Below are 23197 nucleotides of genomic sequence, written 5' to 3'. Positions count from 1 at the left end.
TTTATTTTTTACATTTATCCAACAATTCTTTTGCATGTTCAATTTGCTCTAATACAACTTTAGTTCCTGTACCACCATAAGAAAGTCTTGCGTCTATACAAGTTTCTAAAGCAATTGCTTCATAAATATCTTCTTGGATATTTTCATTAAATTGATGGAATTCTTCCATGCTAAGCTCTTCAAGCATTTTTCCGTGTTTAATACAATAATTCACAGCTGAACCTACTATACTATGAGCTTCTCTAAATGGTATATTTTTTCTTACTAAATAATCAGCCATATCTGTGGCATTTGAAAATCCTTTTGCAGCTGCTGCTCTTGTATTATTAGCATTTACTTGCATTTTTTCTATCATAGGAGTTATAATTTTTAAACTTGCCATTAAAGTATCCATAGAATCATAAACTTGAGCCTTATCTTCACTCATATCAGTATTATAAGCTAATGGAATACCTTTCATAATAGTTAGCATTGCCATAACATTACCATACATTCTACCTGTCTTACCACGCATTTTTTCAGCTACATCAGGATTTTTCTTTTGAGGCATTATGCTTGAACCGGTACAAAAATCATCACTTAATTCTATAAATTTAAAATCTTGACTTGAAAAAAGTATAAGCTCTTCACAAAAACGACTAAGGTGCATGAAACACATTGCAGCAATAGCAGTAAATTCAACCATGTGATCTCTATCACTTACACTATCAATGCTATTTTCTGTTGGTTTAGTAAAGCCTAGTTCTTTGGCACAAAAATGTCTGTCTATATTAAATGTAGTTCCACCAAGTGCAGCTGCTCCCAAAGGACACTCATTCATTCTTTTATATAAATCCTCAAAACGAGAATAATCCCTACTTAACATCCAAAAATACGCCATAATCCAATGTGAAAAAAGCACTGGCTGGCCCGTTTGTAAATGCGTATAACCTGGCATAATAGCTTTGATATTTTTTTGAGCTTGATGGACGATTTCTTCTTGCAAAGTAGTAATTTGAGTTAATACTTCTTTAATAACTGCTCTCATATGAATTTTTGAATCAAGAGTAGTTTGGTCATTTCTACTTCTTGCGGTGTGAAGTTTTCCACCTACTGGACCTACGATTTGTGTCATTCTTTTTTCTACAGCCATATGAATATCCTCATCAGCTATATCAAAAACAAAGGTTCCATTTTGAATTTCTTCTCTAACTTGTTCTAAGCCCTTAATGATAGTTTTTGCTTCATCTTCTTTTATAATACCTTGTTTTGCAAGCATGGTGCAGTGAATTATACTACCTTGTATATCAAAAGGAGCAAGTCTTGGCTCAACTGGTAGTGAAGCAGTATATTCTTCAACTAATTTATTTGTAGGTAAATCAAAACGCCCACCCCATAATTTTTCTGTTTTGTTAGACATTTGTTATCCTTTCATTAAAAAATTAGGGGTAATTTTATTTGAATTTATTTTAATTTAGCTTAAATTTTTTATTTCTATAATAAAAAATTTTAAAAATTTATAATTTAATAATAGAATTTTTTAATAATTTTAAATAAATAAAATATATTTTTAATATATTATAAATTTTTAACTATTTTTTGAAAATTTTTAATACACTAAAAGCTATTTTTTTAAGAAAACTTTTTTTAGAATGCCTTGTTAAAAACTCTACTATATCTCTATGCCCAAACATCAACGCAAAAGTAAAAGGTGTCATACCAAGACCATTGTTTTCATCAATATTTGCTCCATGTTCTACCAAAAGCTTACACATAGGTAAATATCCTTTAAAACACACCCCTGCTAATGGAGTTTGTCCTCTATCATTTTTCTCATCTACCCTAGCATTATTTTCTAGTAAAAACTTAGCACATTCATAAGCATTATGATAACTTGCAAGCATTAAAAGACTATCGCCTTTATGATTTTTTAAATTCACACTCAAACCCGCTTCTATCATAATCTTTAAATTTTGTAAATCATTTTGTCTTGCGTAATCAAAAGCCATAGTGCAAAGCTCTTGAATTCTTTTTTCTTCTTCATTACTAAACATATTTTTCCTTTATAATCTTTAGTTTGCCACTTTTAAAGTGGCAAGTAAAAATTACATTTTCAAAGCTTTTTTAACACCATTTGCATATTCACTTGAAATTTTTTCAAAATGACTTAATGCTCTAGCAATAATTTTTTCATCAACCCCACTCATAGAAGCAGCGATATTTTTAAATAATTGCTCTTTTTGATCTTGATTCATTATATCAAACAAGGCTCTTGGTTGGGTGTAAAAATCATTATCAAGTGGAGCATATCTTTGTGCATTACCTTCAAGTGCTAAGTCAGGCTCTAGGTAATTTTTATCTTCTTTTGGACTATCATCATAACTATTTGGTTCATAATAAGCAAGACCATTTTTATAAGTGTCAAAATTCATAGCACCTGCTACATTATAAGTATTTACTTCACTTTTTGCACGATTAACTGGTAATAAATGATAATTTGTTCCTATGCGGTATCTGTGTGCGTCAGGATAAGAAAAAATTCTAGCTTGCAGCATTTTATCAGGACTAAAACTAATACCAGGAACAATATTGCTTGGACTAAATGCAGCTTGTTCTACTTCATTAAAGTAATTTTGTACATTTTTATTAAGTACTAATTCGCCTACTTCAATTAAAGGCACAATACTATGTGGCCAAACTTTAGTTAAATCAAAAGGATTAAAACCTAATTTTTCTGCTTCATCTTCTTTTAAAACTTGAATTTGGAAAGTCCATTTTGGAAAATCTCCTTTTTCAATAGCTTCATATAAATCTCTTTGATGACTTTCTCTATCATTTGCTATTAAATTTGCCGCTTCTTCGTTGGTTAAATTTTTAATACCCTGCTTTGTTTTAAAATGAAATTTCACCCAAAATCTTTCGTTTTTATCATTAATCAAACTATAAGTGTGACTTCCAAAACCATGCATATGACGATAGCTTGCAGGAATACCTCTATCGCTCATTAAAATAGTAACTTGATGTAAGCTTTCAGGACAAAGACTCCAAAAATCCCATGCAGCATTATTGCTTCTTAAATGATTTCTTGGATCTCTTTTTTGAGTGTGGATAAAATCAGGAAATTTATATGCATCTCTTATAAAAAATGTCGGAGTATTATTACCTACTAAATCCCAATTTCCTTCTTTAGTATAAAATTTAATAGCAAAACCTCTTACATCTCTTTCTGCATCAGCTGCACCTGCTTCGCCTGCAACGGTTGAAAATCTTATAAATAAAGGTGTATTTTCTCCAAGCTGTAAAACTTTTGCCTTGGTGTATTGAGAAATATCTTTAGTGATTTTAAGCTCCCCATAAGCACCGCTCCCTTTTGCATGAACAGTTCTTTCTGGAATTCTTTCTCTATTTTGATGGGCAAGTTTTTCTAACAAAATATAATCTTGCATTAAAAGTGGACCCTTAGCACCTGCGCTTAATGAATTTTGATTATCGGCTATGATATTTCCGAAATCATTGGTTAGTTTTTTCATCTTTTCTCCTTTTTATAAATAATAATTTTTATTATTTGATAAATTATATCCCTATATTATTAAAATAAAATTAAACAATAAAAATTATTATTTTTGAAAAAATAATCTTTTTTTAAGCATAATTATTTTTATTTTGTATTAAAATTGTTGAAAAATAAGAATAAGTGCTCTTATTTTAAATATTTTTACTACAAAATTAATAAAACAAGGAGAGTTTAATGGATAAAGAAACAAGAACTTACTATATTAAATTAGTGAAATTTCTTGCTGATGCTTTGGGAAGAAATTATGAAATAGTTTTGCATGATGTAAGTGAAGATGGTACTAATATAGCAGAAATAGCTAATAATCATATTAGCAAAAGAACTATAAATTCACCTCTAACAGGCTTTGCTATTGAAATGATTAAAAACAAAATCTATTTAGAGCGTGATTATATAACACATTATAAAACTTCAGCTAAAAGCTCACAAGTAATGTCAGGCTCTACTTTTTTTATTAAAAAAGATGAAAAACTTGAAGGTTTGCTTTGTATTAATCATGATACTTCAGCATTTAAAAAAATCTCTGATGAAATTTTAAATCTTGGAAATATTTATGATAATTCTTATGAAAGTCCTGAACAAGAAAATAAAGAATACATAAAACTTGATTTAGAAGAAATCGTTGAAGATATTACGGGGATAGATATTGAAAGTTTTAAAAATAAAAGTTTAAAACCAAAGGAAAAACAAAAAATGATAGCTAGCTTATATGAAAAAGGCGTATTTAATGTAAAAGGTGTTATTCCTAAAGTTGCGGAGCTTTTAAATATTTCCGAACCTAGTGTTTATAGACATTTACAAAAGATTAAATAATCATAATTTAAAAAAAATATAATTTTTGATACAATAACATTTTAAAATTTTATAAAAGGAAAAATATGGCTGATGATATGATGGATGAACAAGGTGAATCAAAGAAAAAAGGCGGGAATACTTTAGTAATCATTATCGTTGTATTTTTATTTGTATTTTTACTTGTTATTGTAGGAGCAATTGCTTATCTAATGTTTAGTGGCGGCTCTGAAGAAAATCCTACCCCGCAAACTGAAGAAAGCGCACAAGTTGCACAAGCTCCTAAAAAAACAAATGCAGTAGCAGCTAGAGGGAGTGATTATGCAAATATTGGCGTGATGTATCCTTTAGCACCTTTTACGCTAAATTTATTAAGTGATGGTGGATCAAGATATGTAAAATGCACCATTCAACTTGAACAAAATGTTGAAACCTTAACTCCTGAACTTGATAAAAAAGTTGCTATTATTAGAGATATTATCATTAGAACTTTAACATCAAAAACCTTTGAAGAAGTAAGCACTACAAAGGGTAAAGAAAGATTAAAAGATGAATTAACCGGCAAGATCAATGAAGTTTTAACTGATGGTTTTATCAAAAATATTTATTTTACCGACTTTGTAGTATCTTAATGATAGGCTGTGACATAGTCGTATGCTCTCGCATAGAAAAAATTTATGAAAGACATAAAATGCTTTTCTTGGATAAATTTTTGTCCAAGAAAGAGCAAAGTTATATAAAAAATACCAACACTCTAGCCGGATTTTGGGCTATTAAAGAAGCTGCCTCTAAGGCTTTGGGGGTTGGAATTTCTAAAGAATGTTCTTTTTTTGACATCATCATCTCTAAGGATGATAAAAATGCTCCGCACATTAGTTTTTCTCAAAAAGTCATGCAAGAATTCAAAATTAAATCAGCAAGTGTAAGCGTAGCACATGATGGGGGTTTTGCCATAGCAGTAGTGGCTATAGAAACTAAGCAAGGTTAAAACCTTGCTTACATATAAAGCCCGCCATTGACTTTTAAAATTTCTCCTGTGATATAAGAAGAATGATCACTTAATAAAAATGCCACAGCTTGAGCTACTTCACTAGCATCTGCAAAACGCTTTAAAGGGATATTGTTAATATAATTTTGTTTAATCTCATCACTTAAAACTTCAGTCATATCACTTTTTATAAAACCTGGGGTAATGCAGTTATATCTTATATTTCTTGCTGCGCCTTCTTTAGCAAAAGATTTTGTTAGAGCTATCATACCGCCTTTACTAGCACTATAATTAGTTTGGCCTGCATTTCCCATTTCTCCAACTATAGAAGCAATATTTACAACCGCACCAAAACGCTTTTTACTCATAGTTTTTAATGCCTCTCTACAACCTAAAAAACTTGAATTTAAATTAGCATTAATCACTGAAGAAAAATCATCCATACTCATTCTAAGTGCTAATTTATCATTAGTAATACCTGCATTATTAACTAAATAACTAAGCTCACCATCACTTTCTACTATAGTTGCAATAGCGCTTGTAAATTCTTCTTCAACACTTGCATCAAATTTAATCACAGCCGCACAACCACCACTTTTTTCTATCTCTTCTTTTAGTGCATCAGCAAGTTCAGGCTTACTTCTATAATTAATCCAAACTTTTAAGCCATAACTTGCTAATTCTTTGGCTATTGCTGCACCTATACCTTTACTTGCACCTGTTATTAAAACATTTTTTCCACTAAATTTCATTGTTCTCCTTTAAATTAAAATAAAGCCTCATCCATTTCTTTTGGGATAGGTAAGTTTAAAATTTTAAGCACGCTTGGTGCTATATTACTAAGCCCCATGCCTTCTTTAAGCTTTTCTACTCCTTTAGCTTCAACAAAAGCAAAAACATCAAAGGTCGTGTGATTAGTGAGCATATTTTCTTTTTCATCCCTCATCGCTTCACAGTTTCCATGATCTGAAGTAATAATAAAAGCATAATCATGCTCTCTTGCTTTAGCAATAACCCTACCTAAACACTCATCTACACATTCAACCGCACTAATCGCAGCTTCAAAATCACCCGTATGTCCTACCATATCACCATTTGCAAAATTTACTACGATAAAATCCATACCACTTTCTATACCCTTAAGCACCTCATCTGTGACTTCTTTAGCACTCATTTGAGGTTTTTCATCGTATGTTTTTACTTTAGGACTTGGAATTAAAATTCTTGTTTCATTGCATTCTAATTCTTCTTTTCCCCCATTAAAGAAAAAGGTTACATGAGCGTATTTTTCTGTTTCAGCTGTGTGAAGTTGGCTTAAATTTGCATTAGCTATCACAGAAGCTAAAGTATTATTTAACTCTTCTTTTTCAAACATCACAGGTAGTTTAAAACTCTCATCATACAAACTCATAGTAATGGCATTTTTTATAAGCACTTCTTTTGGAAATTCATTAAAACTTTCTTGGGTTAAAGAAGCGACTAATTGACGCATTCTATCATTTCTAAAATTGATAAAAATCACACCATCTTCAGCCTTAATTCCATCAAAGTTTTGACTAATAACTGGGGTTAAAAACTCATCTGTGATATTTTCATCATAGTTTTTTTGTATAAATTGCATAAAATCATCACACTTTGGTGCCTTAGCAAATAAAGTATCATAATAAGACTTAACCCTATCATAGCGCTTATCTCTATCCATAGCATAAAATCTTCCCGATAAAGAAGCAAAATTAACCCCTTCTTTTTCGCAAAATTCCTGTAAAGATTTTATAAATTCTAAACCCGAATTTGGAGGACAATCCCTACCATCACTAATTGCATGTGCAAAAACTTCTTTATTTTCTTGCTTACAAATTTTTAAAAGTGCATTAAAATGTGTATGCATAGAATGCACCCCGCCATCACTATAAAGCCCTATAATATGCGCTCTTTTGCATTTTTGCAACAATTCTTTTAAAGCCTTATTGTCTTTTAAAGTGTCATTTTCTATGGCTTTATTTATCTTGACTAAATTTTGATAGATTATGCGTCCACTACCTATACACATATGCCCTACTTCGCTATTACCCATTTGACCTTCAGGTAAGCCAACTGCCAAGCCACTTGTTTTTATCAAAACATTAGGGGTATTTTCAAAAAGCTTATCATAAGTTGGCTTTTTAGCATGAAAAAAAGCATTATAGTTTGAATTTGTATTATGTCCTATACCATCTGTGATTATCAAAATACATTTTTGACTCATTTTTTACTCTTTTTTATAATTTATTTATGTGATTTTACTAAAATTATGCTTTTAAAAAACAAATACAAGGTTAAAATTTTGTTTTATCTTACAGAATATACAAATTATATGTTTTTTTCTTATATTAGCGTGCGTGCTGGTTTTGCATTTTTTATTGCTTTGTTTTTGAGTTTGTATTTAATGCCAAAATTTATCAAATGGGCTCAAAACAAAAAAGCAAATCAACCTATTTATGAATACGCTCCACAATCACACCAAGCTAAATCTCATACCCCTACTATGGGTGGGCTTGTTTTTATCTTTGCTACTATCATAGCAAGTGTTTTAAGTGCTGATTTAAATAATAGTTTTGTAATCGTTGGATTATTATGTTTAGTATTATTTTGCACTATAGGCTTAGTTGATGATTTGGGGAAAATTTTAAAAAAAGACAATCATGCAGGATTAAGCCCAAAAATGAAACTTCTAGGACAATTTAGCGCTGCCTTTATTTGTGTTGGATTATTATATTTATTTGATATAAATACTGAATTTTATTTACCTTTTTACAAACATGCTATTTTTGATGGTGGTATGTTTATGTTGTTTTTATGGATTTTAGTTATTATATCAAGCTCTAATGCTGTAAATTTAACCGATGGGCTTGATGGTCTTGCAACCGTGCCTTCTATATTTTCTCTTTTAAGTCTTGGTGCTTTTTTGTATTTAAGTGGAAATGCTATTTATAGTTCTTATTTATTTTTACCTAAAATTCAAGGTCTAGGAGAACTTGTGGTAATAAGTGCGGCTTTAGTTGGTGCGCTTATGGGATTTTTGTGGTATAACTGCTATCCTGCACAAGTTTTTATGGGAGATAGTGGGAGTTTAAGCATAGGGGCGTTTTTAGGCTATCTTGGCATAGTAAGTAAAAATGAAATTTTACTTTTACTGATAGGCTTTGTATTTGTTTTAGAAACTATTTCAGTGATTTTACAAGTAGGAAGTTTTAAAATCTTTAATAAAAGAGTATTTAAAATGGCACCTATTCATCATCATTTTGAAAAAATAGGTTGGGTGGAAAATAAAATCATCGTGCGTTTTTGGATGATAGCCTTACTTGCAAATATCATTGCATTAATTAGTATAAAGTTAAGATAATGAAAATTTCACTTTTTGGATACGGAAAAACAACTAAAGCTTTTGCGCAGCGTTTTGGAAATTGCGATATTTATGATGATCATTTTGCAAGTATAAGTAAAGATGAATTTAACAATACACTTTTACCGCCTTGTGAATTTGATCCTTTAAAAAGTGACTTAGAAATTCCAAGTCCTGGCTTTCCAAATGATCATTTTCTCATACAGCAAGCAAAAAATTTAAGCAGTGAGTATGATTTTTTTTATGATGGCATGCCAAAAAGTGTTTGGATAAGCGGAACAAATGGCAAAACCACCACCACCCAAATGGCACATCATCTTTTAAAACATATCAATGCACAAATGGGAGCAAACATAGGAACTCCTTTAGCACAAATGGATATTAGTGCTAAATTATGGATTTTGGAAAGTTCATCTTTTTCGCTTTTTTACACCAAAGTAGCTAAACCTGAAATTTATGCACTTTTACCTATCACACCTGATCATCTTTCTTGGCATAAAAGCTTTGAAAACTACGAGCAAGCAAAGCTTAGCGTGCTTGAAAGAATGAATGAAAATGATGTGGTAATTTTACCTAAAAAGTATGAGGCTTATCCAACCCATGCTTATGTTATAAGCTATGAAGATGAGCAAGATTTAGCTAAAAAAATGCAAATTGATTTAGAAAAAATTCATTTTAAAACCCCTTTTTTGCTTGATGCTCTTATTGCCTTAAGTATAGAAAAAATCATACTAGATCGTTGCTCTTATGAGCTTTTAAATGAGTTTAAAATAGAAAAAAATAAACTTGAAGAAATATTTGATCATAAAAATAGACTTTGGGTAAATGATACTAAAGCGACTAATCTTGATGCTAGTTTAGCTGCTCTTAAACGCTATAAGGATAAAAAAATTCATCTTATCATAGGTGGGGATGATAAGGGAGTGAATTTAAGTGCTTTATTTGCTTTTATGAAAGAGCTTGATATAGAGCTTTATGCCATAGGAAAAAGCACCAATAAAATACTTGATTATGCTAAAAATGCTAATTTAAAAGCATATTTTTGTGAGTTTTTACCTAAAGCGGTAGAAAAAATCAATCAAAACTTAACTAATGATGAAGTAGCCCTACTAAGCCCTGCTTGTGCAAGCTTAGATCAGTTTAAATCTTATGAAGAAAGAGGAGAACTTTTTAAAAAATGTATTCAAGAATTAAGCTAAATCTTTTTGAATGCAAAATTTTAAAAACTCACATAAATTTATAAATTTATTGCTTGGTTCTTTATTTTTATGATAAATCAAGCAAAGCTCTCTTGAAATTTTAAAATTTTTTAATCTTACTTCAAATAAACTTTTAGCTTCAAGCTCTTCTTTAACACTAAATTTAGGTAAAACTGCTAAAAATTTACCTTTTTTAGCCAACTCTTTTATCATAGCAGTTGAGTTTAACTCATAAACCAAATTAAGCTTTACATCTTTAGGCAAAGCATTTAAAAACACTTCTTTTGCACCTGAACCTTGCTCACGACTTAGCCATTTAAAATCCTTTAATTCATCTATGAAAAATTCTTTTTTGAAGTCATTTTTACTCACCACAATAAGCTCATCATCACAAATTTTAATCTTTTTTATATCCTTATCTTTGCAAATACCTTCAATTAAACCTATATCGATTTCTTTATCTAAAATATCTTTGATGATATTTTGACTATTATCCAAAGACAAATTTAACTTGATATTTTCCGCCTTTTGATCTAAAAAAGTTCCTAGTAAATAAGTACCTACATTTTGACTAGCTTTCATACTTATTTCATAGCTTTGATCATCTTGCATTGCTTTTTCTATGCGTTCAAATTCTAAAATCAAAGGAGCGATTTGTTTTAAAAAAACCTTTCCTTTTTCATTTAAGCTTAAAAATTTAGCATTTCTATCAAAAAGCTTGGTGTTTAAACTTTTTTCAAGTTCAAATATAGCTAAAGACAAAGCAGATTGAGTTATATTTAATTCTTTAGCACAAGCTCTTAAATTTAAATTTCTACACAAGGCTTGAAAATATTTTATTTGTTTAAAAGTCATAAGCACTCTTTTGATAAATATTTTTAATCATTATATCAAATAAAATTAATTTTACTTATCATAAAAAAATCATTAAGATTACAAAAAAACAAAAAAAGGAAAAATTCATGCATAAAAATATATATAAAAATAGAAAATTTGAAGCTTTTTTACTGCTTTTTACTCTTGCTTTTTGTGCTTTTGCTATTTCTGAGCTTAATTTTTTTAAAAATCTTGGAATTTCAGCTTTAATCATAGCCGTGATTTTAGGAGCTTTAATAGGAAATTTAGCTCATCAAAATGCAAATTTACTCAAAAAATCAGGAGTTTTAGGCATAGCAACAAAAGAAATTTTAAGACTTGGAATTATACTTTATGGTTTTAGAATTACTTTTAATGATTTAGAAAAAGTTGGATTAAATGGGATTTTGCTAGCATTTTTAGTGGTATTTTCTACCTTTTTTATAGGGCTTTTGTTAGGAAAATTATTCAAACTTGATCTTAAAGAAAGCATACTTATAAGTAGTGGCTCAAGCATTTGTGGAGCAGCTGCTGTGATGGCTAGTGAAAGCATTGTTAAAGGTGGCTCTGCTAAAGTTGGCGTAGCAGTTTGCACTGTGGTTGTGTTTGGAACTTTAGGGATGTTTTTATATCCTTTGGCTTGGAATTTAGGTTGGTTTGATTTTTTTAATTTAAAGCAAATAGGGTATTTCATGGGAGCAAGCTTGCATGAAGTTGCACATGCTGTTGCAGCAGGTGAAGCTGTAAAAGCAGGAGATGGTGCTGTCATAGAAAAAATGATGCGTGTTTTAATGCTAGTGCCTTTTTTGATTTTCTTAAGTCTTTTTTCATTGAAATTTCTAAGTAAAAATAATGAAAAAATCTCCATTAAAGCAAATATTCCTTATTTTGCTTTGTGGTTTTTATTTGCATGCGGTATTAGCTCACTTGAAATATTAAATACAGATTTTGCGCTTAACTATATAAAACCAAGCATACAAACTATAGACACACTTTTGCTTTCTATGGCTATGGTAGCTTTAGGAGTAAATATCCATAAAAATGTTTTAAAAAATGCAGGTTTTAAACCATTTTTAATGGCATTTTTTCTTTTTATATGGTTAATCTTTATATCAATTAGTTTTATTTTATTATTAAATTTATAAATACATGAAAATTCTTCATGTATTTATTTTATAATCTTTAATCAAAATAAATTAATGTTAGCGAATTAACAATAAAGGTTTTTTAGCCTTAGTTAAAATATCATTTGTCAAACTACCAAATAAAATACTTTTTAACCAATGATGTGAATAAGCTCCCATGATCAATAAATCTATATCATTTTGCTCACCAAAATCAAATAAAGCTTGAGTAATCTCTCCGCTTAAATGCTGTGTTTGTACATTTAAATTTGCTTCTTTAAAAATTTGACCTACTTGAGCTAATAACTCACAAGAAGCTTTTTCATCTTTAGAAACATTTACTACATAACGCTTTGCTTCTTTAAAAATAGGTCTTTTAATGGCTTGCTCTATGGCCTTTTTAGCTAAATTACTCCCATCATAAGCCATCATCACACTTTTAATCTCTTTAAAAGAAGAATTTACAAGCAAAATAGGCACATTTAAAGCTCTTACTAATTCTTCTGTATGAATACCTATTTTATTTTTCTTACCCCCGCCTTTTAAACCTGCTATGGCTAATCTTATTTGATCATTATATTCTTTTAAAACCTCTTCTAAGTCTCCATCTCTTTGCACACTAAAGCATTCTTTTACGCCTTGTTCTTTTGCATAAGCACAAAATTCTTCTAAAATTCTTTGCCCTTTTTTGCAAAGATTTTCATTTTTTTGGCTTTGCTCTTCTACTAAATCTTCAATCACACACCCACTAGCACCTATGCCAAAACTACAAGCTAATTCAGCATTAGTAAAATTTGGTTCTATAGTATATAAAAACATTAAAGGTAAATCTAGCTTTTTAGCTAAATACACCCCATAATGCAAACTTTCCCTACAAGGCTCTAAAACATCTACACAAACTAGAATTTTTTCCATTTAATATCCTTTTGTAGTATCAATCTTGCGCTTTTTGCGCTATTAAAACACCTTCTATGATTTTTTTAATATCTCCATCTAAGATATTATCAACCTGTGAAAAAGCTTCATTTGAGCGTGTATCTTTAACTTGTTGATAAGGAAAAAGTACATAAGAACGGATTTGATGACCCCAACCTATCTCACTTTTTTCACTTGAATTTGCTTCATCTTGTTGTTTCATAAGCTCAAGCTCATAAAGGCGTGATTTTAGCATTTTAAAAGCAGTTGCTTTGTTTTTGTGTTGGCTTCTATCGTTTTGACATTGCACTACTATACCACTTGGCATATGAGTTATGCGCACTGCTGATTCAGTTTTATTAACATGTTGTCCACCCGCTCCGCTTGCTCTATAATAATCAATCCTTATATCTTTTTCTTCAATTTCTATTTCTATATCATCATCAAGTTCAGGTGAAACCATCACGCTAGAAAAACTCGTATGGCGACGCCCTGCACTATCAAATGGAGAAGTTCTTACTAAACGATGAATGCCATTTTCAGCTTTTAAATACCCATAAGCATTTTCACCTTTTACTAAAAAGCTAACATCTTTAAGCCCTGCTTCTTCGCCTTCTTGAAAGTCAAGCGTTTCTACTTTAAAGCCTTCTCTTTCACAAAATCTCAAATACATCCTATAAAGCATGCTAGCCCAGTCATTACTCTCCGTTCCACCTGCTCCTGGGTGAATAGAAACTATGGCATTTTTACCATCATTTTCCCCACTTAAAAGCATAGAAATTTCAAGATTTACAATAAGATCTTCTAGCTTGTTTGCATCTTCAAATAAAGCTTCTATAGTATCTAAGTCATTTTCACTATTAGCAAGATCAAAAAGCTCACTTGCATCATTTAAAGCATTATTTGCATTTTCATAATTTTTAAGTAAATTTGAAATTTTAGTTTTTTCTTTACCTATAACGCCTGCTTGTTTTACATCACTCCAAAAAGAAGGGGAATTTTCTAAATTTTCTATTTCTTTTAATCTTGCTTTTATCTCTTCAGGCTTAATGATAGAAGCGATATTTCCAACTTTGTTTTTTAATTTTTTTAAAAGTTCGCTGTATTCGTAATTATCCATAAAAATTTTCTTTCTAATTTTGATATAATTTAATCTTATAATTTTAGCAAAAAATAAAACATTTAAAGTGAGAAATATGCCAAAACTTTTTTTAATGTCTTTAGGTTGTAATAAAAATTTAGTTGATAGTGAAATCATGCTTGGAAGATTAAGTGATTATGAAATTTGTGATGAACCAAGCTTGGCTGATGTTTTGATTGTAAATACCTGTGGTTTTATAGATAGTGCTAAAAAAGAAAGCATAAATGCGATTTTAGACTTACACGAGCAAAGAAAAAAGGACTCGTTGCTGGTTGTAACAGGATGTTTAATGCAGCGCTACCGCGAAGAATTAATGAAAGAACTACCTGAAGTTGATCTTTTTACCGGTGTGGGAGATTATGAAAAAATTGATGAAATGATACTTAAAAAAACTAATCTATTTTCAAATTCTACTTACTTACAAGATAAAAATACCAATCGTGTGATCACAGGATCAAACTATCATGCTTTTATCAAAATAGCTGAAGGGTGCAATCAAAAATGTTCATTTTGCGCTATACCAAGTTTTAAAGGCAAACTTAAATCAAGAAGCTTAGAAAGTATTATAAATGAAGTAAAAGAACTTGTTAAAAAAGGCTATAAAGACTTTTCTTTTATCGCTCAAGATACAAGTTCGTATTTGTTTGATCAAGGTCAAAAAGATGGACTTTTAAAGCTTATTGAAGCTATAGAAAATATCCAAGGTATAAAGGCTGCTAGAATTTTATATCTATATCCAACAAGCATTAGTAAAGAAGTGATAGAAAAAATCATTCAATCAAAAGTTTTTGTAAATTATTTTGATATGCCTTTACAACACATCAGTGATAATATGCTTAAAATCATGAAACGCGGAGCTAACAAAGCTAAATTAATCGAGCTTTTAAATTTAATGAAACAAGCTCCAAATTCATTTTTACGCACAGGTTTTATAGTAGGACACCCTGGAGAAAGTGATGAGGACTTTGAAGAATTATGCGCTTTTATAAAAGAATTTGGTTTTGATAGAATTAGTGTTTTTGCTTATTCTAAAGAAGAAGATACCGCAGCTTTTGAAATGGAACAAATTCCTAGTAAAATCATCAATGCAAGATTAAAAGTGATAGAAAAAATCGTCGATGAATGTATAGAAAAAAGTTTTAATCAACAAGTTGGTAAAAAAACTTTAGCATTTTGTGAAGGTCAAAGCTCTGAAGGAGAATTTTTCATCGGTGCAAAAGATTTGCGTTGGGATAGAAATATTGATGGAGAAATTCTCATCAATGAAAGTGATTGTGGAAATTTAGAAATGGGCGAGCTTTATGAGTGTGAAATCACACAGAGCTTAGATAAAAAACTCATTGCAAAAGCCTTAAGAAAGTTTGATGATTGATAGTAAATATTTAAATCATTTAAAGCAAGGGAAAAATCTTTTAGCATTTTCTCATGGGAGTGATTCTAGCGCTTTATTTTTCATGCTTTTAGAAAAAAATATAGATTTTGATCTTGCTTTTATAAACTACAAAACTCGCAAAAATAGCGATAAAGAAGAGCAAAGTGCTAAAGAATTAGCCAAGCGTTTTCATAAAAAAATTTACATCAAAACCGCACCTAAGATAACAAAAAATTTCGAAGCTTGTGCAAGAGCTTTGCGTTATGAATTTTTTGAAGAACTTTGCAAAAATCACTCTTATGATAATCTTTTACTAGCTCATCATTTAAATGATAAACTAGAATGGTTTTTAATGCAATTTTCCAAAGGTGCAGGACTTAGAGAATTACTTGGTTTTAAAGATATTGAAAAAAGAAAATATTTTACCATCATAAGACCCTTGCTTGAAATTCCAAAAGAAGAAATTTCAAATTACTTAAAAGAAAATAATATCAGCTATTTTCATGATGAGAGTAATGATGATGAAAAATATTTTAGAAATTTCATACGCAAAAATTTTGCTAATGAGTTTTTAAAGCTTTATCCAAATGGAGTAAAAAAAAGCTTTAAATACCTAGAAAAAGACTTAAAAGAAGAAAATATTTGTGAATTTAAAAATATTTACATTACTCATAAAGATGAAAGTTTAATCGCAAAATGTTTTAAAAAACTTGGAGTACTTTTAAGTGCTAAACAAAGACAAGAAGCTTTAAAAGGCGATGGAGTAATTTCGCATAAAATAGGCATTGTTTACATACAAGAAAAAGTTTTGATTTTTCCTTTTGTAAGTTGTGAGAAAATGCCAAAAGAATTTAAAGAAATTTATAGAAAAGCAAAAATCCCTAAACTCTTAAGAGCATATTTATACACAAAAAATATTGATGTAAAAGAACTTATGCAAGCTCTTTTATGATTTCTTCAAAAAGTTCTTTTACTCTTGTTTCTAAAAAGTCTTTAAATTCAGCACTTGTAGCTTCAGCACGCATGATAAGATATGGACTTGTATTAGAAGCACGCAAAAGTGCCCAACCTTCTTTAAAGGTGATTCTAACTCCGTCAATTTCATTACAATCAAGCACATTTTCAAAAGCATTTGCTTTTACTTTTTCTTTAAATTTTTCTATGATTTGAAATTTATTTTCTTCACTAACCTTAAGCTTAATCTCTTCACTTGCATAAAGTTTTGGTAATTCTTTAACTAATTTTTCTATATCAAAACCATTTACTAAAAGCTCTAAAGTTCTTAAAAATGCATAAATTCCATCATCATAACCAAAATATCTATCTTTAAAGAAAATATGCCCACTAAGTTCTGCTGCTATGTCGATATTTTGCTCTTTCATCATTTTTTTAATATTAGAATGCCCGGTCTTACCCATCATGATAAAACCAAATTTAGCTACCTCATCGAAAAGATTTTTAGAACATTTTACTTCACCTAAAACTCTAGGATTTTTTATATTTTTAGCAAATAAATAGCAAAGCTCATCGCCCTTAAATACATAGTCTTTACTTGCTACTACTAAACGATCCCCATCTCCGTCAAAAGCAAAGCCCATTTTTGCATTTTCATTTTCTTTTAGCGCAACTTGCAATGCGTGTAAATTTTCAAGCTCTGTTGGATCGGGCGCGTGATTTGGGAAATTTCCATCAGGATTTTCAAATAAAATTTGTGCATTAAGATTTAATTTTTCCACCAAAGGCTTTATAATCACTCCAGTAGCTCCATTTGCACAATCAATAATGATTTTTTCTTTATAGCCCTTAAGATGTGAAAAATGTTTAGCTAAAAAGTCTATGTATAAGCTTTTAATATCATAATTTTCATATCTTAAATCATCATTGATTTCAAGTTCTAAATACTCTTGCACTTTTAAAGAAAGCTTTTTCAAATCAGCACCAAAAAAACTTTCTTTATTAATCGTTATTTTAAAGCCATTGTATTCTTTTGGATTATGCGAACCTGTTATCATGATATTTGCATCAAAAATATCATCAAAAAATAAACTAAAATACCCCATAGGAGTTGGTGCTAAGCCTATATTGAAAACTTGCATATTAGCTTTATTTAAACCGCTGATTAAATAGTTAAAAAGTTCATTTGCACTATATCTTGCATCATAGCCTACGCTTACTTTCTCACAACCCCTTGATTTCATTTCTAAACCCAAAGCATAGCCTATAGCTTTTACACTTTTTTCATTTAACTCACTTGGGTAAAGCCCTCTTATATCATACTCTCTAAAAATCAAATCTAACATTTTAATCCTTTTGTCTTCTAAGTTCTAATTTTGCTTGTTTTAAACTTTCTTCTATGTTTTCATTTTTGCTTGATAAACAAAGTTTAATTTCTAACTTTACATTTTGTTCTTTAAATTCAAAACAATATTTTTGCATAAAATTTTCAAGCATTTGAAGCTTGCTTTGCACAAAGGCTATATTTTCATTTTCAAATACAATAATAAAATAATCCTTATCATCTTTAAAAACCCTAGCATGTAAAGCTTTTTTTAAAATCCTAGCAAATTCATGCATTATAAACTCGCCCATTTTTGAGTCTTTTTGATGATAAATTTCATTGATATTTTTTACTTCAATCAAGGCTAAATGAAAATTTTCAAGTCCTTGGGCATATCTTCTTAAGGCCTTTAAATTTGGCAAATTGGTTAAAGTGTCAAAAAAGGCTATTTTATAAGCTTTATACACTAAAAATCCTATCAACACCAAAGAAGCAAATTCATAATAACCCAAATCAACACTATTGTAAAATAAAAATTGCACGCTCAAGCCCATATAAGCTAGCAAAAAATGAAAATCATTATTTTTAAAATATGAAAATAATAAAAATATCATTCCTACCCAAAATACACAAAAGCTTAACTCACTAATAGGCTTAAAAAATTGCGTTGAAAGGCCGAAAATTTCACTTGTAATGCTTGCATTAAAATTAGTACTTGTGCTAAGTATTAACGCTACAAAACCCATAAAGGCTAAATACGCAAATTTAATAAAATTAATTCTTTCAAAAACAAGCTTACTATCTTGCAAAAACACAAAAAGCACAAAAGAAAAAGGTAAAAATACCGAGATAAACAAATGCGCTTGATATTCACTTGCCACTAAAGATAAAGCCCTAGCACATAAAATCAACAAAAGCAAGAAAAAAATCTTATTTTGCTTAAAAAAATAAGCTAAAAATAAAGCTAAAAATTCCAAAACAAAACTAAAAGAAGGTAAAAAAGATAATAAAACTAAACTCAATCAAATAACCTTAATTTAAAAATAATTTTAAAAATTATACAACAATTTTGAATTATTTTTTTAATACATATTATAAGTAAAATAAAAATAGAAATTAAAATAAATATGCCTGAAATATGCTTAGTAAAAAATAATGTAATTTATCTTAGATAGTTAAATTTCAAAGCAACAAATGATAACACGAAAAAACTTTTAAAATAAAACTTTATGAAATTAAAAAGCTAATAAATATATTAAAATCATTAAATTGTTTTTATTTAAATTTTGCAATTTCATCTTGTATGGTTTGATTTATCTCAAGTAGCTCTTCATAATTTTTTTTATTTTTTTCCAAAAGTTCATCAAATTTAAAGCCAAGCATAACGATGCGATATAAATTAGGTTTGTATTTTCTCCAATTATACAAAGTGCTAACATCAATATCTAATTCATATGCCATATCGCGTTTGCTCTTTTTTGCCATAAGCTACCCTAAATTTTTAAATACTTATGGGCTGATTTTACATTAAAAATTCTTTATTAAAAACAATTGAAATATTCTATATTTTATTTAATTAATATTGATTATTTCAATATTAATTAAGCTAAATTGTGGAATAATTTAATATCATTTTTTAAAAAGGAGTTTTTTGTGGATAAAGTGGATTCGATAGCAAACATTGCGTGGGCTATTGGTGGTGATTATGAATTAGATTTAATTGAACAAAAACTTGGAAAATTTTCTAGCGAACAATTAAAGCAATTTGATAGTAGGATAGATAAACTAAATTTAAAAGAAGCACCAAAATTACGATTTTTAACATTTTTTTTCGGTGCTTTTGGAATTGCTAGATTTATGACTGGGCGAAAAGTTGCAGGTTGGATAAGAATATTTCTTTTGGTTGCTATACTTATTCTTCCACGGATTGTGTTTAATGGACTCCAAAGTGAATTCGCAGGGATTGCATTTGTATTTGGAGGTGCAATTTTAATCGGTTTAAAAATCTTAATTATAATTTTATGGATTTGGGATATTACAAGAGCTGATGATTTGGCTTATAGTTATAATTTTTATCAAATTATGGATTTGATACAAAATATAGAAAATGAAGATAAACAAGAATAAATAATGGTGAATTTTAACGCGTTAATTACACTTCAAGGTGCAGCTAACACAGGAAAAACTGCAAGCATTTCTCGTGCATTTTTACGTACCTTAGAAAAGAAGCCTTTAATAAGATATTTTAAATATTATGAAAAAGGAGATTTTATAGCCATAGTAGAATTTAAAGATCAATATATGTCTTTTTGCTCAGCTGGTGATGATTTGGAACTTGTAAATAAATTTGAGCTCTTAAATAAGGAAGCTTTGGAGCAAGGTGTAAAGTGCTTCGATGTTTTTATAGTTGCATATCGCACAAGGGGTAAAACTTGTGAAATTATAAAACAATACTTAGAGCAAAATACTCAAGCGAGAGTTAAAGAGTTTAAAAGCCTAACTAAGAGTGAGTTTTATGAGGAAAATGGGAAATTTTTACAGACAAAAATGGAGAAATATGCAGAGCAGTGTTCTGAAGAGCTTTACAAAACGATTAAATCTTTTCTTTAGTATGATATTTTAGGTTTGACTTGATTCAAGCCCTTCTTCATTCAAAAGTTTTTCGCTACAATATCTAGAAAATTCTTAAGGAAAATTATGGTAGAAGTAAAAAATCTCACTATGCGTTTTGCAAACCAACTTTTATTTGAAGATGTAAATTTAAAATTAAACCGTGGTGAAAGATATGGACTTATAGGCGCAAATGGCGCAGGAAAATCAACCTTTTTAAAAATTCTCTCAGGCGAAATAGAATCAAGCAGTGGAGAAATTTGTATAGATCCAAATTTAAAAATCGCAGTATTAGGACAAGATCAATTTGCTTTTGAAAACTACACTATCAAAGATGCGGTAATGTGTGCAAATAAAAGATTATATGATGCACTAAAAGAAAAAGAAAAACTTTATATGAGTGAAGAATTTACTGATGAAATCAATGATAGATTAAGCGAGCTTGAAATCATAACAGCAGAAGAAGATCCAAACTATGATTGCGAACTTAGATGTGAAAAAATTCTTAGCTCTTTAAATATTAAAGATTTTAATGCTCTCATGAGTACTTTACAAAGTGCGGATAAATTTAAAGTTTTATTAGCTCAAGTATTATTTTTAGGTGCTGATGTATTATTTTTAGATGAACCTACAAACAACCTTGACTTAGAAGCTATTTCTTGGCTTGAAAATGAACTTTTAAGACATGAGGGAACTTTAGTAGTAATTAGCCATGATAGACATTTTCTAAATAAAGTTTGTACAAGAATTTTAGATGTAGATTTTAAACAAATACGCGATTTTGCTGGAAATTATGATGATTGGTATATGGCTTCAACCTTGCTTGCTAAACAAGCTGAACTCAAACGCGATAAAACCTTAAAAGAAAGAGAAGAATTAGAAAATTTCATACGCCGTTTTAGTGCTAATGCTTCAAAAGCCAAACAAGCTACAAGTAGAGCTAAAGCTTTAGAAAAACTTGAACTTGAAGAGATTAAAACTTCAAGTAGGCGTGATCCTAGTATAGTTTTTAGAACAAATAGAGAAATAGGAAATGAAGTTTTAGAATTAAAAGGTATTAGCAAAGCTTATGATAAAACTTTATTTGAGAATTTAGAATTAAAATTAGAAAAAGGTGATAAAATAGCCTTAATCGGAGCAAATGATGTTGGAAAAAGCACTTTAGCTAAAATCATTGCATCAAAATTAGAACCTGATAGTGGCCACATCCACCTTGGTGCTACCATAGAAATGGGATATTTTTCACAAGATACGACAAATTTAATCAATGAAAATTTGAAACTTTATGAATGGTTAATGAGTGAAAAATTCAAAGATTTAGATGAAATTCGCAAATGTCTTGGTAGAATGCTCTTTAGCGGAAGCGATCAAGAAAAAATGGCTTCTAGCTTAAGTGGAGGTGAAAAACACCGCTTAATGCTTTCAAGATTAATGTTAGAACGCGGAAATTTCTTGCTTTTAGATGAACCGGATAATCATTTAGATCTTGAAAGTATCATTGCATTAGGTGAAGCCTTGTATAATTTCAAAGGTTGTGTGATATGCATAAGCCACGATAGAGAGCTAATTAGTGCTTTTGCTAATCGTATATGGTTTTTAGAAGATGGGAAATTAACAGACTTTAAAGGAAATTATGACGAATTTTTAGGAGGTTTAGAATGAATTCGTTTAAGATAAAATATGCAGCTGGTTTTGGACATTTTACTCAAAATCACAGAGGTTTTGGCCCAACTATTTATGTAGAAGAAAGTATTGATTTTCAAAGTGAAAAAGATTATTTTGACTATGTTGAATTTTATGAAAAATTCAGCAAAGAAGATGATACTTATTTTCACATTTCATTTTTAGAAGATCGCCCTTTAACTTCTCAAGAATTAGAAAGTAGAAATGCTTATAGAAAACTAAGAGATGAGCGCTGTAACAAAGCTAGAGAAGAGTTTATCAAAAACAATGAAATAGAAGCTGAATACTACCCAACTCATGGTGATTAAGGAATGATTTTTGCTTGTTTTTTCCTTGTAATATTTTGAAAGGAGAAAACATGCAAGTTAACCATGATAATTTATCGGTTAAAGAGTATGGATATGGTCAAAGTAGTGCCTATAAAAGCACTCAAGGAGCTAATGAAGACTTTATGTCTTTACTTAGTCAAAACAATAGCGAAAATTTAAACGAGCAAAGTATAAAACTTGATGAGCTTTTTTCAAAAGCCATGAGTCAAGATCAATTTAGCACAGGAATTTTTAGCTCAAATATGTCAAATATTTATAATTATCGTTTTAGAGGACAAAACGAAACTCCTATGCAAGCTAATATAGAAGAAAAACAAGAGCCCCAAAAAGATATGGTAAAAGATCTTTTAAATTCTTTATGAAAAGAAGTAAGCAAACGCTTACTTCCAAACAAGTCCGCTAAATTCAAACTCTTTTGCAAATTTTTTAAATTCCTCTTCTTCTTTTGTATTAACACTTAAAATCAATTCAACATTTTCTTGAAATTTTTTTTCATATGAAATGTTATTTTTATTTAAAAAATGCTCAAATCTTGCATAAAGATAAAAAGGAATGTTTAAACTTAAAATATTTTTAGCTTCAAATTCTAAAAGCATCGCATTTAAAATAGCTTCATTTGTAGCTTCACTATAAGCTCTTACAAGACCACCTGTACCAAGTTTAATCCCTCCAAAATAACGCACCACAATCACTGCGCAATTAATAAGCAAAGCCCCTCTTAAGACATTCAAACAAGGCATAGCAGAAGTTCCTTTTGGCTCACCATCATCGCTTTTATCTTCTATGATTTGATCAAATTCATTTAAATACCTATAAGCATATACAAAATGCACGGCTTTTAAATGCTCATTTCTTAGCTTTTGCATTAAAGTTTGAAAATCTTCAAAAGGACATAAAAAAGACAAAAAAGTTGATTTTTTGATTTCTATTTTTGCTTGATAAATTTGATCAATAGTTTTCATTTTTTCCTTAAATT

General features: G+C 29.5%; 25 protein-coding genes. 13 read left to right on the top strand and 12 right to left on the bottom strand.

All coding sequences use genetic code 11. The features are described from left to right. Position 1 precedes the first annotated feature (1 nt). From argH to L8W40_RS04655, 3 genes are all read right to left on the bottom strand, one after another. Positions 2-1399 carry an argininosuccinate lyase gene (gene argH / locus L8W40_RS04665; RefSeq protein ID WP_263659423.1) on the bottom strand — a complete coding sequence of 466 codons (1398 nt, stop codon included), beginning with the start codon at positions 1397-1399 and terminating at the stop codon, positions 2-4. 172 nt (positions 1400-1571) lie between these two features. Then, entirely contained in the window at positions 1572-2033 is a 462-nt protein-coding gene (locus L8W40_RS04660) for an ankyrin repeat domain-containing protein (protein ID WP_263664792.1), read from the bottom strand. A 51-nt stretch (positions 2034-2084) separates the two neighbouring features. Continuing rightward, positions 2085-3509 (bottom strand): catalase, encoded by a 1425-nt coding sequence (locus L8W40_RS04655; RefSeq protein ID WP_263661128.1) that lies wholly within the window; start codon positions 3507-3509, stop codon positions 2085-2087. A 218-nt stretch (positions 3510-3727) separates the two neighbouring features. Between L8W40_RS04655 and L8W40_RS04650 the strand changes: the two genes are divergently transcribed. The 3 genes from L8W40_RS04650 (at position 3728) to acpS (ending at position 5333) form a co-directional block, all read left to right on the top strand. After that, positions 3728-4366, top strand: coding sequence for a transcriptional regulator (locus tag L8W40_RS04650; RefSeq protein ID WP_220566805.1), 639 nt, complete (start codon positions 3728-3730; stop codon positions 4364-4366). Between the two features lie 65 nt (positions 4367-4431). After that, positions 4432-4977, top strand: coding sequence for a flagellar basal body-associated protein FliL (fliL, locus tag L8W40_RS04645; RefSeq protein ID WP_133319594.1), 546 nt, complete (start codon positions 4432-4434; stop codon positions 4975-4977). Then, positions 4977-5333: a holo-ACP synthase gene (gene acpS, locus L8W40_RS04640; RefSeq protein ID WP_133319595.1), complete on the top strand. Its 357-nt coding sequence runs from the start codon at positions 4977-4979 to the stop codon at positions 5331-5333. The genes fliL and acpS overlap by 1 nt, the downstream gene beginning before the upstream one ends. 8 nt (positions 5334-5341) lie before the next feature. Here acpS and fabG read toward each other — a convergent pair whose 3' ends face one another. Both fabG and gpmI read right to left on the bottom strand, forming a co-directional pair. After that, positions 5342-6085 (bottom strand): 3-oxoacyl-ACP reductase FabG, encoded by a 744-nt coding sequence (fabG, locus tag L8W40_RS04635; protein ID WP_220566803.1) that lies wholly within the window; start codon positions 6083-6085, stop codon positions 5342-5344. Between the two features lie 14 nt (positions 6086-6099). Then, on the bottom strand, positions 6100-7578 hold the full coding sequence (gene gpmI / locus L8W40_RS04630; RefSeq protein ID WP_263664791.1) for a 2,3-bisphosphoglycerate-independent phosphoglycerate mutase: 1479 nt from the start codon (positions 7576-7578) through the stop codon (positions 6100-6102). 78 nt (positions 7579-7656) lie between these two features. Here gpmI and mraY point away from each other — a divergent pair, with 78 nt between their 5' ends. Next, a complete protein-coding gene (gene mraY, locus L8W40_RS04625; protein WP_263664790.1) occupies positions 7657-8715 on the top strand; it encodes a phospho-N-acetylmuramoyl-pentapeptide-transferase in 1059 nt (352 codons plus the stop codon). After that, entirely contained in the window at positions 8715-9914 is a 1200-nt protein-coding gene (gene murD, locus L8W40_RS04620) for a UDP-N-acetylmuramoyl-L-alanine--D-glutamate ligase (protein ID WP_263664789.1), read from the top strand. The genes mraY and murD overlap by 1 nt, the downstream gene beginning before the upstream one ends. Here murD and L8W40_RS04615 read toward each other — a convergent pair. Beyond that, positions 9906-10769, bottom strand: a complete 864-nt coding sequence (locus L8W40_RS04615; protein WP_263664788.1) for a LysR family transcriptional regulator — start codon at positions 10767-10769, stop codon at positions 9906-9908. The genes murD and L8W40_RS04615 overlap by 9 nt on opposite strands. Before the next feature lie 107 nt (positions 10770-10876). Here L8W40_RS04615 and L8W40_RS04610 point away from each other — a divergent pair, with 107 nt between their 5' ends. Further along, the gene (locus L8W40_RS04610; protein ID WP_263664787.1) at positions 10877-11914 is read left to right on the top strand and encodes a YeiH family protein; all 1038 of its coding nucleotides are present in this window, start codon (positions 10877-10879) and stop codon (positions 11912-11914) included. Positions 11915-11971: 57 nt separating this feature from the next. On the opposite strand, the gene L8W40_RS04605 is transcribed toward L8W40_RS04610, so the two are convergent. Further along, complete coding sequence (locus L8W40_RS04605) at positions 11972-12808, bottom strand: universal stress protein (protein ID WP_263664786.1); 837 nt, start codon at positions 12806-12808, stop codon at positions 11972-11974. A gap of 19 nt (positions 12809-12827) precedes the next feature. Beyond that, positions 12828-13928 carry a peptide chain release factor 2 gene (gene prfB, locus L8W40_RS04600; protein ID WP_039617474.1) on the bottom strand — a complete coding sequence of 367 codons (1101 nt, stop codon included), beginning with the start codon at positions 13926-13928 and terminating at the stop codon, positions 12828-12830. 76 nt (positions 13929-14004) lie between these two features. On the opposite strand from prfB, the gene rimO reads away from it, so the two are divergent. Both rimO and tilS read left to right on the top strand, forming a co-directional pair. Further along, positions 14005-15321: a 30S ribosomal protein S12 methylthiotransferase RimO gene (gene rimO / locus L8W40_RS04595; RefSeq protein WP_263664785.1), complete on the top strand. Its 1317-nt coding sequence runs from the start codon at positions 14005-14007 to the stop codon at positions 15319-15321. After that, on the top strand, positions 15311-16273 hold the full coding sequence (gene tilS, locus L8W40_RS04590; protein WP_263664784.1) for a tRNA lysidine(34) synthetase TilS: 963 nt from the start codon (positions 15311-15313) through the stop codon (positions 16271-16273). Before rimO ends, tilS begins: the two co-directional genes overlap by 11 nt. Here tilS and L8W40_RS04585 read toward each other — a convergent pair. From L8W40_RS04585 to L8W40_RS04575, 3 genes are all read right to left on the bottom strand, one after another. Beyond that, a complete protein-coding gene (locus L8W40_RS04585; protein ID WP_263660689.1) occupies positions 16254-17621 on the bottom strand; it encodes a phosphomannomutase/phosphoglucomutase in 1368 nt (455 codons plus the stop codon). The genes tilS and L8W40_RS04585 overlap by 20 nt on opposite strands. Position 17622: 1 nt before the next feature. Then, a complete protein-coding gene (locus L8W40_RS04580) occupies positions 17623-18621 on the bottom strand; it encodes a hypothetical protein (protein WP_133319607.1) in 999 nt (332 codons plus the stop codon). A 253-nt stretch (positions 18622-18874) separates the two neighbouring features. After that, the gene (locus L8W40_RS04575) at positions 18875-19084 is read right to left on the bottom strand and encodes a hypothetical protein (RefSeq protein WP_039662706.1); all 210 of its coding nucleotides are present in this window, start codon (positions 19082-19084) and stop codon (positions 18875-18877) included. A 168-nt stretch (positions 19085-19252) separates the two neighbouring features. Here L8W40_RS04575 and L8W40_RS04570 point away from each other — a divergent pair, with 168 nt between their 5' ends. The 5 genes from L8W40_RS04570 to L8W40_RS04550 all read left to right on the top strand — a co-directional run bounded on the left by L8W40_RS04570 (position 19253) and on the right by L8W40_RS04550 (position 22583). Then, on the top strand, positions 19253-19726 hold the full coding sequence (locus L8W40_RS04570; RefSeq protein WP_133319608.1) for a hypothetical protein: 474 nt from the start codon (positions 19253-19255) through the stop codon (positions 19724-19726). 3 nt (positions 19727-19729) lie between these two features. Beyond that, entirely contained in the window at positions 19730-20209 is a 480-nt protein-coding gene (locus L8W40_RS04565) for a hypothetical protein (protein ID WP_263664783.1), read from the top strand. Between the two features lie 87 nt (positions 20210-20296). Continuing rightward, a complete protein-coding gene (locus L8W40_RS04560; RefSeq protein ID WP_263664782.1) occupies positions 20297-21871 on the top strand; it encodes an ABC-F family ATP-binding cassette domain-containing protein in 1575 nt (524 codons plus the stop codon). Beyond that, on the top strand, positions 21868-22200 hold the full coding sequence (locus tag L8W40_RS04555) for a hypothetical protein (RefSeq protein WP_039617462.1): 333 nt from the start codon (positions 21868-21870) through the stop codon (positions 22198-22200). Before L8W40_RS04560 ends, L8W40_RS04555 begins: the two co-directional genes overlap by 4 nt. A gap of 50 nt (positions 22201-22250) precedes the next feature. After that, positions 22251-22583 carry a hypothetical protein gene (locus L8W40_RS04550; RefSeq protein WP_039627883.1) on the top strand — a complete coding sequence of 111 codons (333 nt, stop codon included), beginning with the start codon at positions 22251-22253 and terminating at the stop codon, positions 22581-22583. 18 nt (positions 22584-22601) lie between these two features. On the opposite strand, the gene L8W40_RS04545 is transcribed toward L8W40_RS04550, so the two are convergent. Further along, positions 22602-23183, bottom strand: a complete 582-nt coding sequence (locus L8W40_RS04545) for an IMPACT family protein (protein WP_263664781.1) — start codon at positions 23181-23183, stop codon at positions 22602-22604. Between the last annotated feature and the right edge of the window lie 14 nt (positions 23184-23197).

It is taken from the genome of Campylobacter sp. IFREMER_LSEM_CL1846, from assembly GCF_025772105.1.
GTDB lineage: Bacteria > Campylobacterota > Campylobacteria > Campylobacterales > Campylobacteraceae > Campylobacter_D > Campylobacter_D lari_D.
This window is presented reverse-complemented; position numbering and strand designations above follow the sequence as displayed.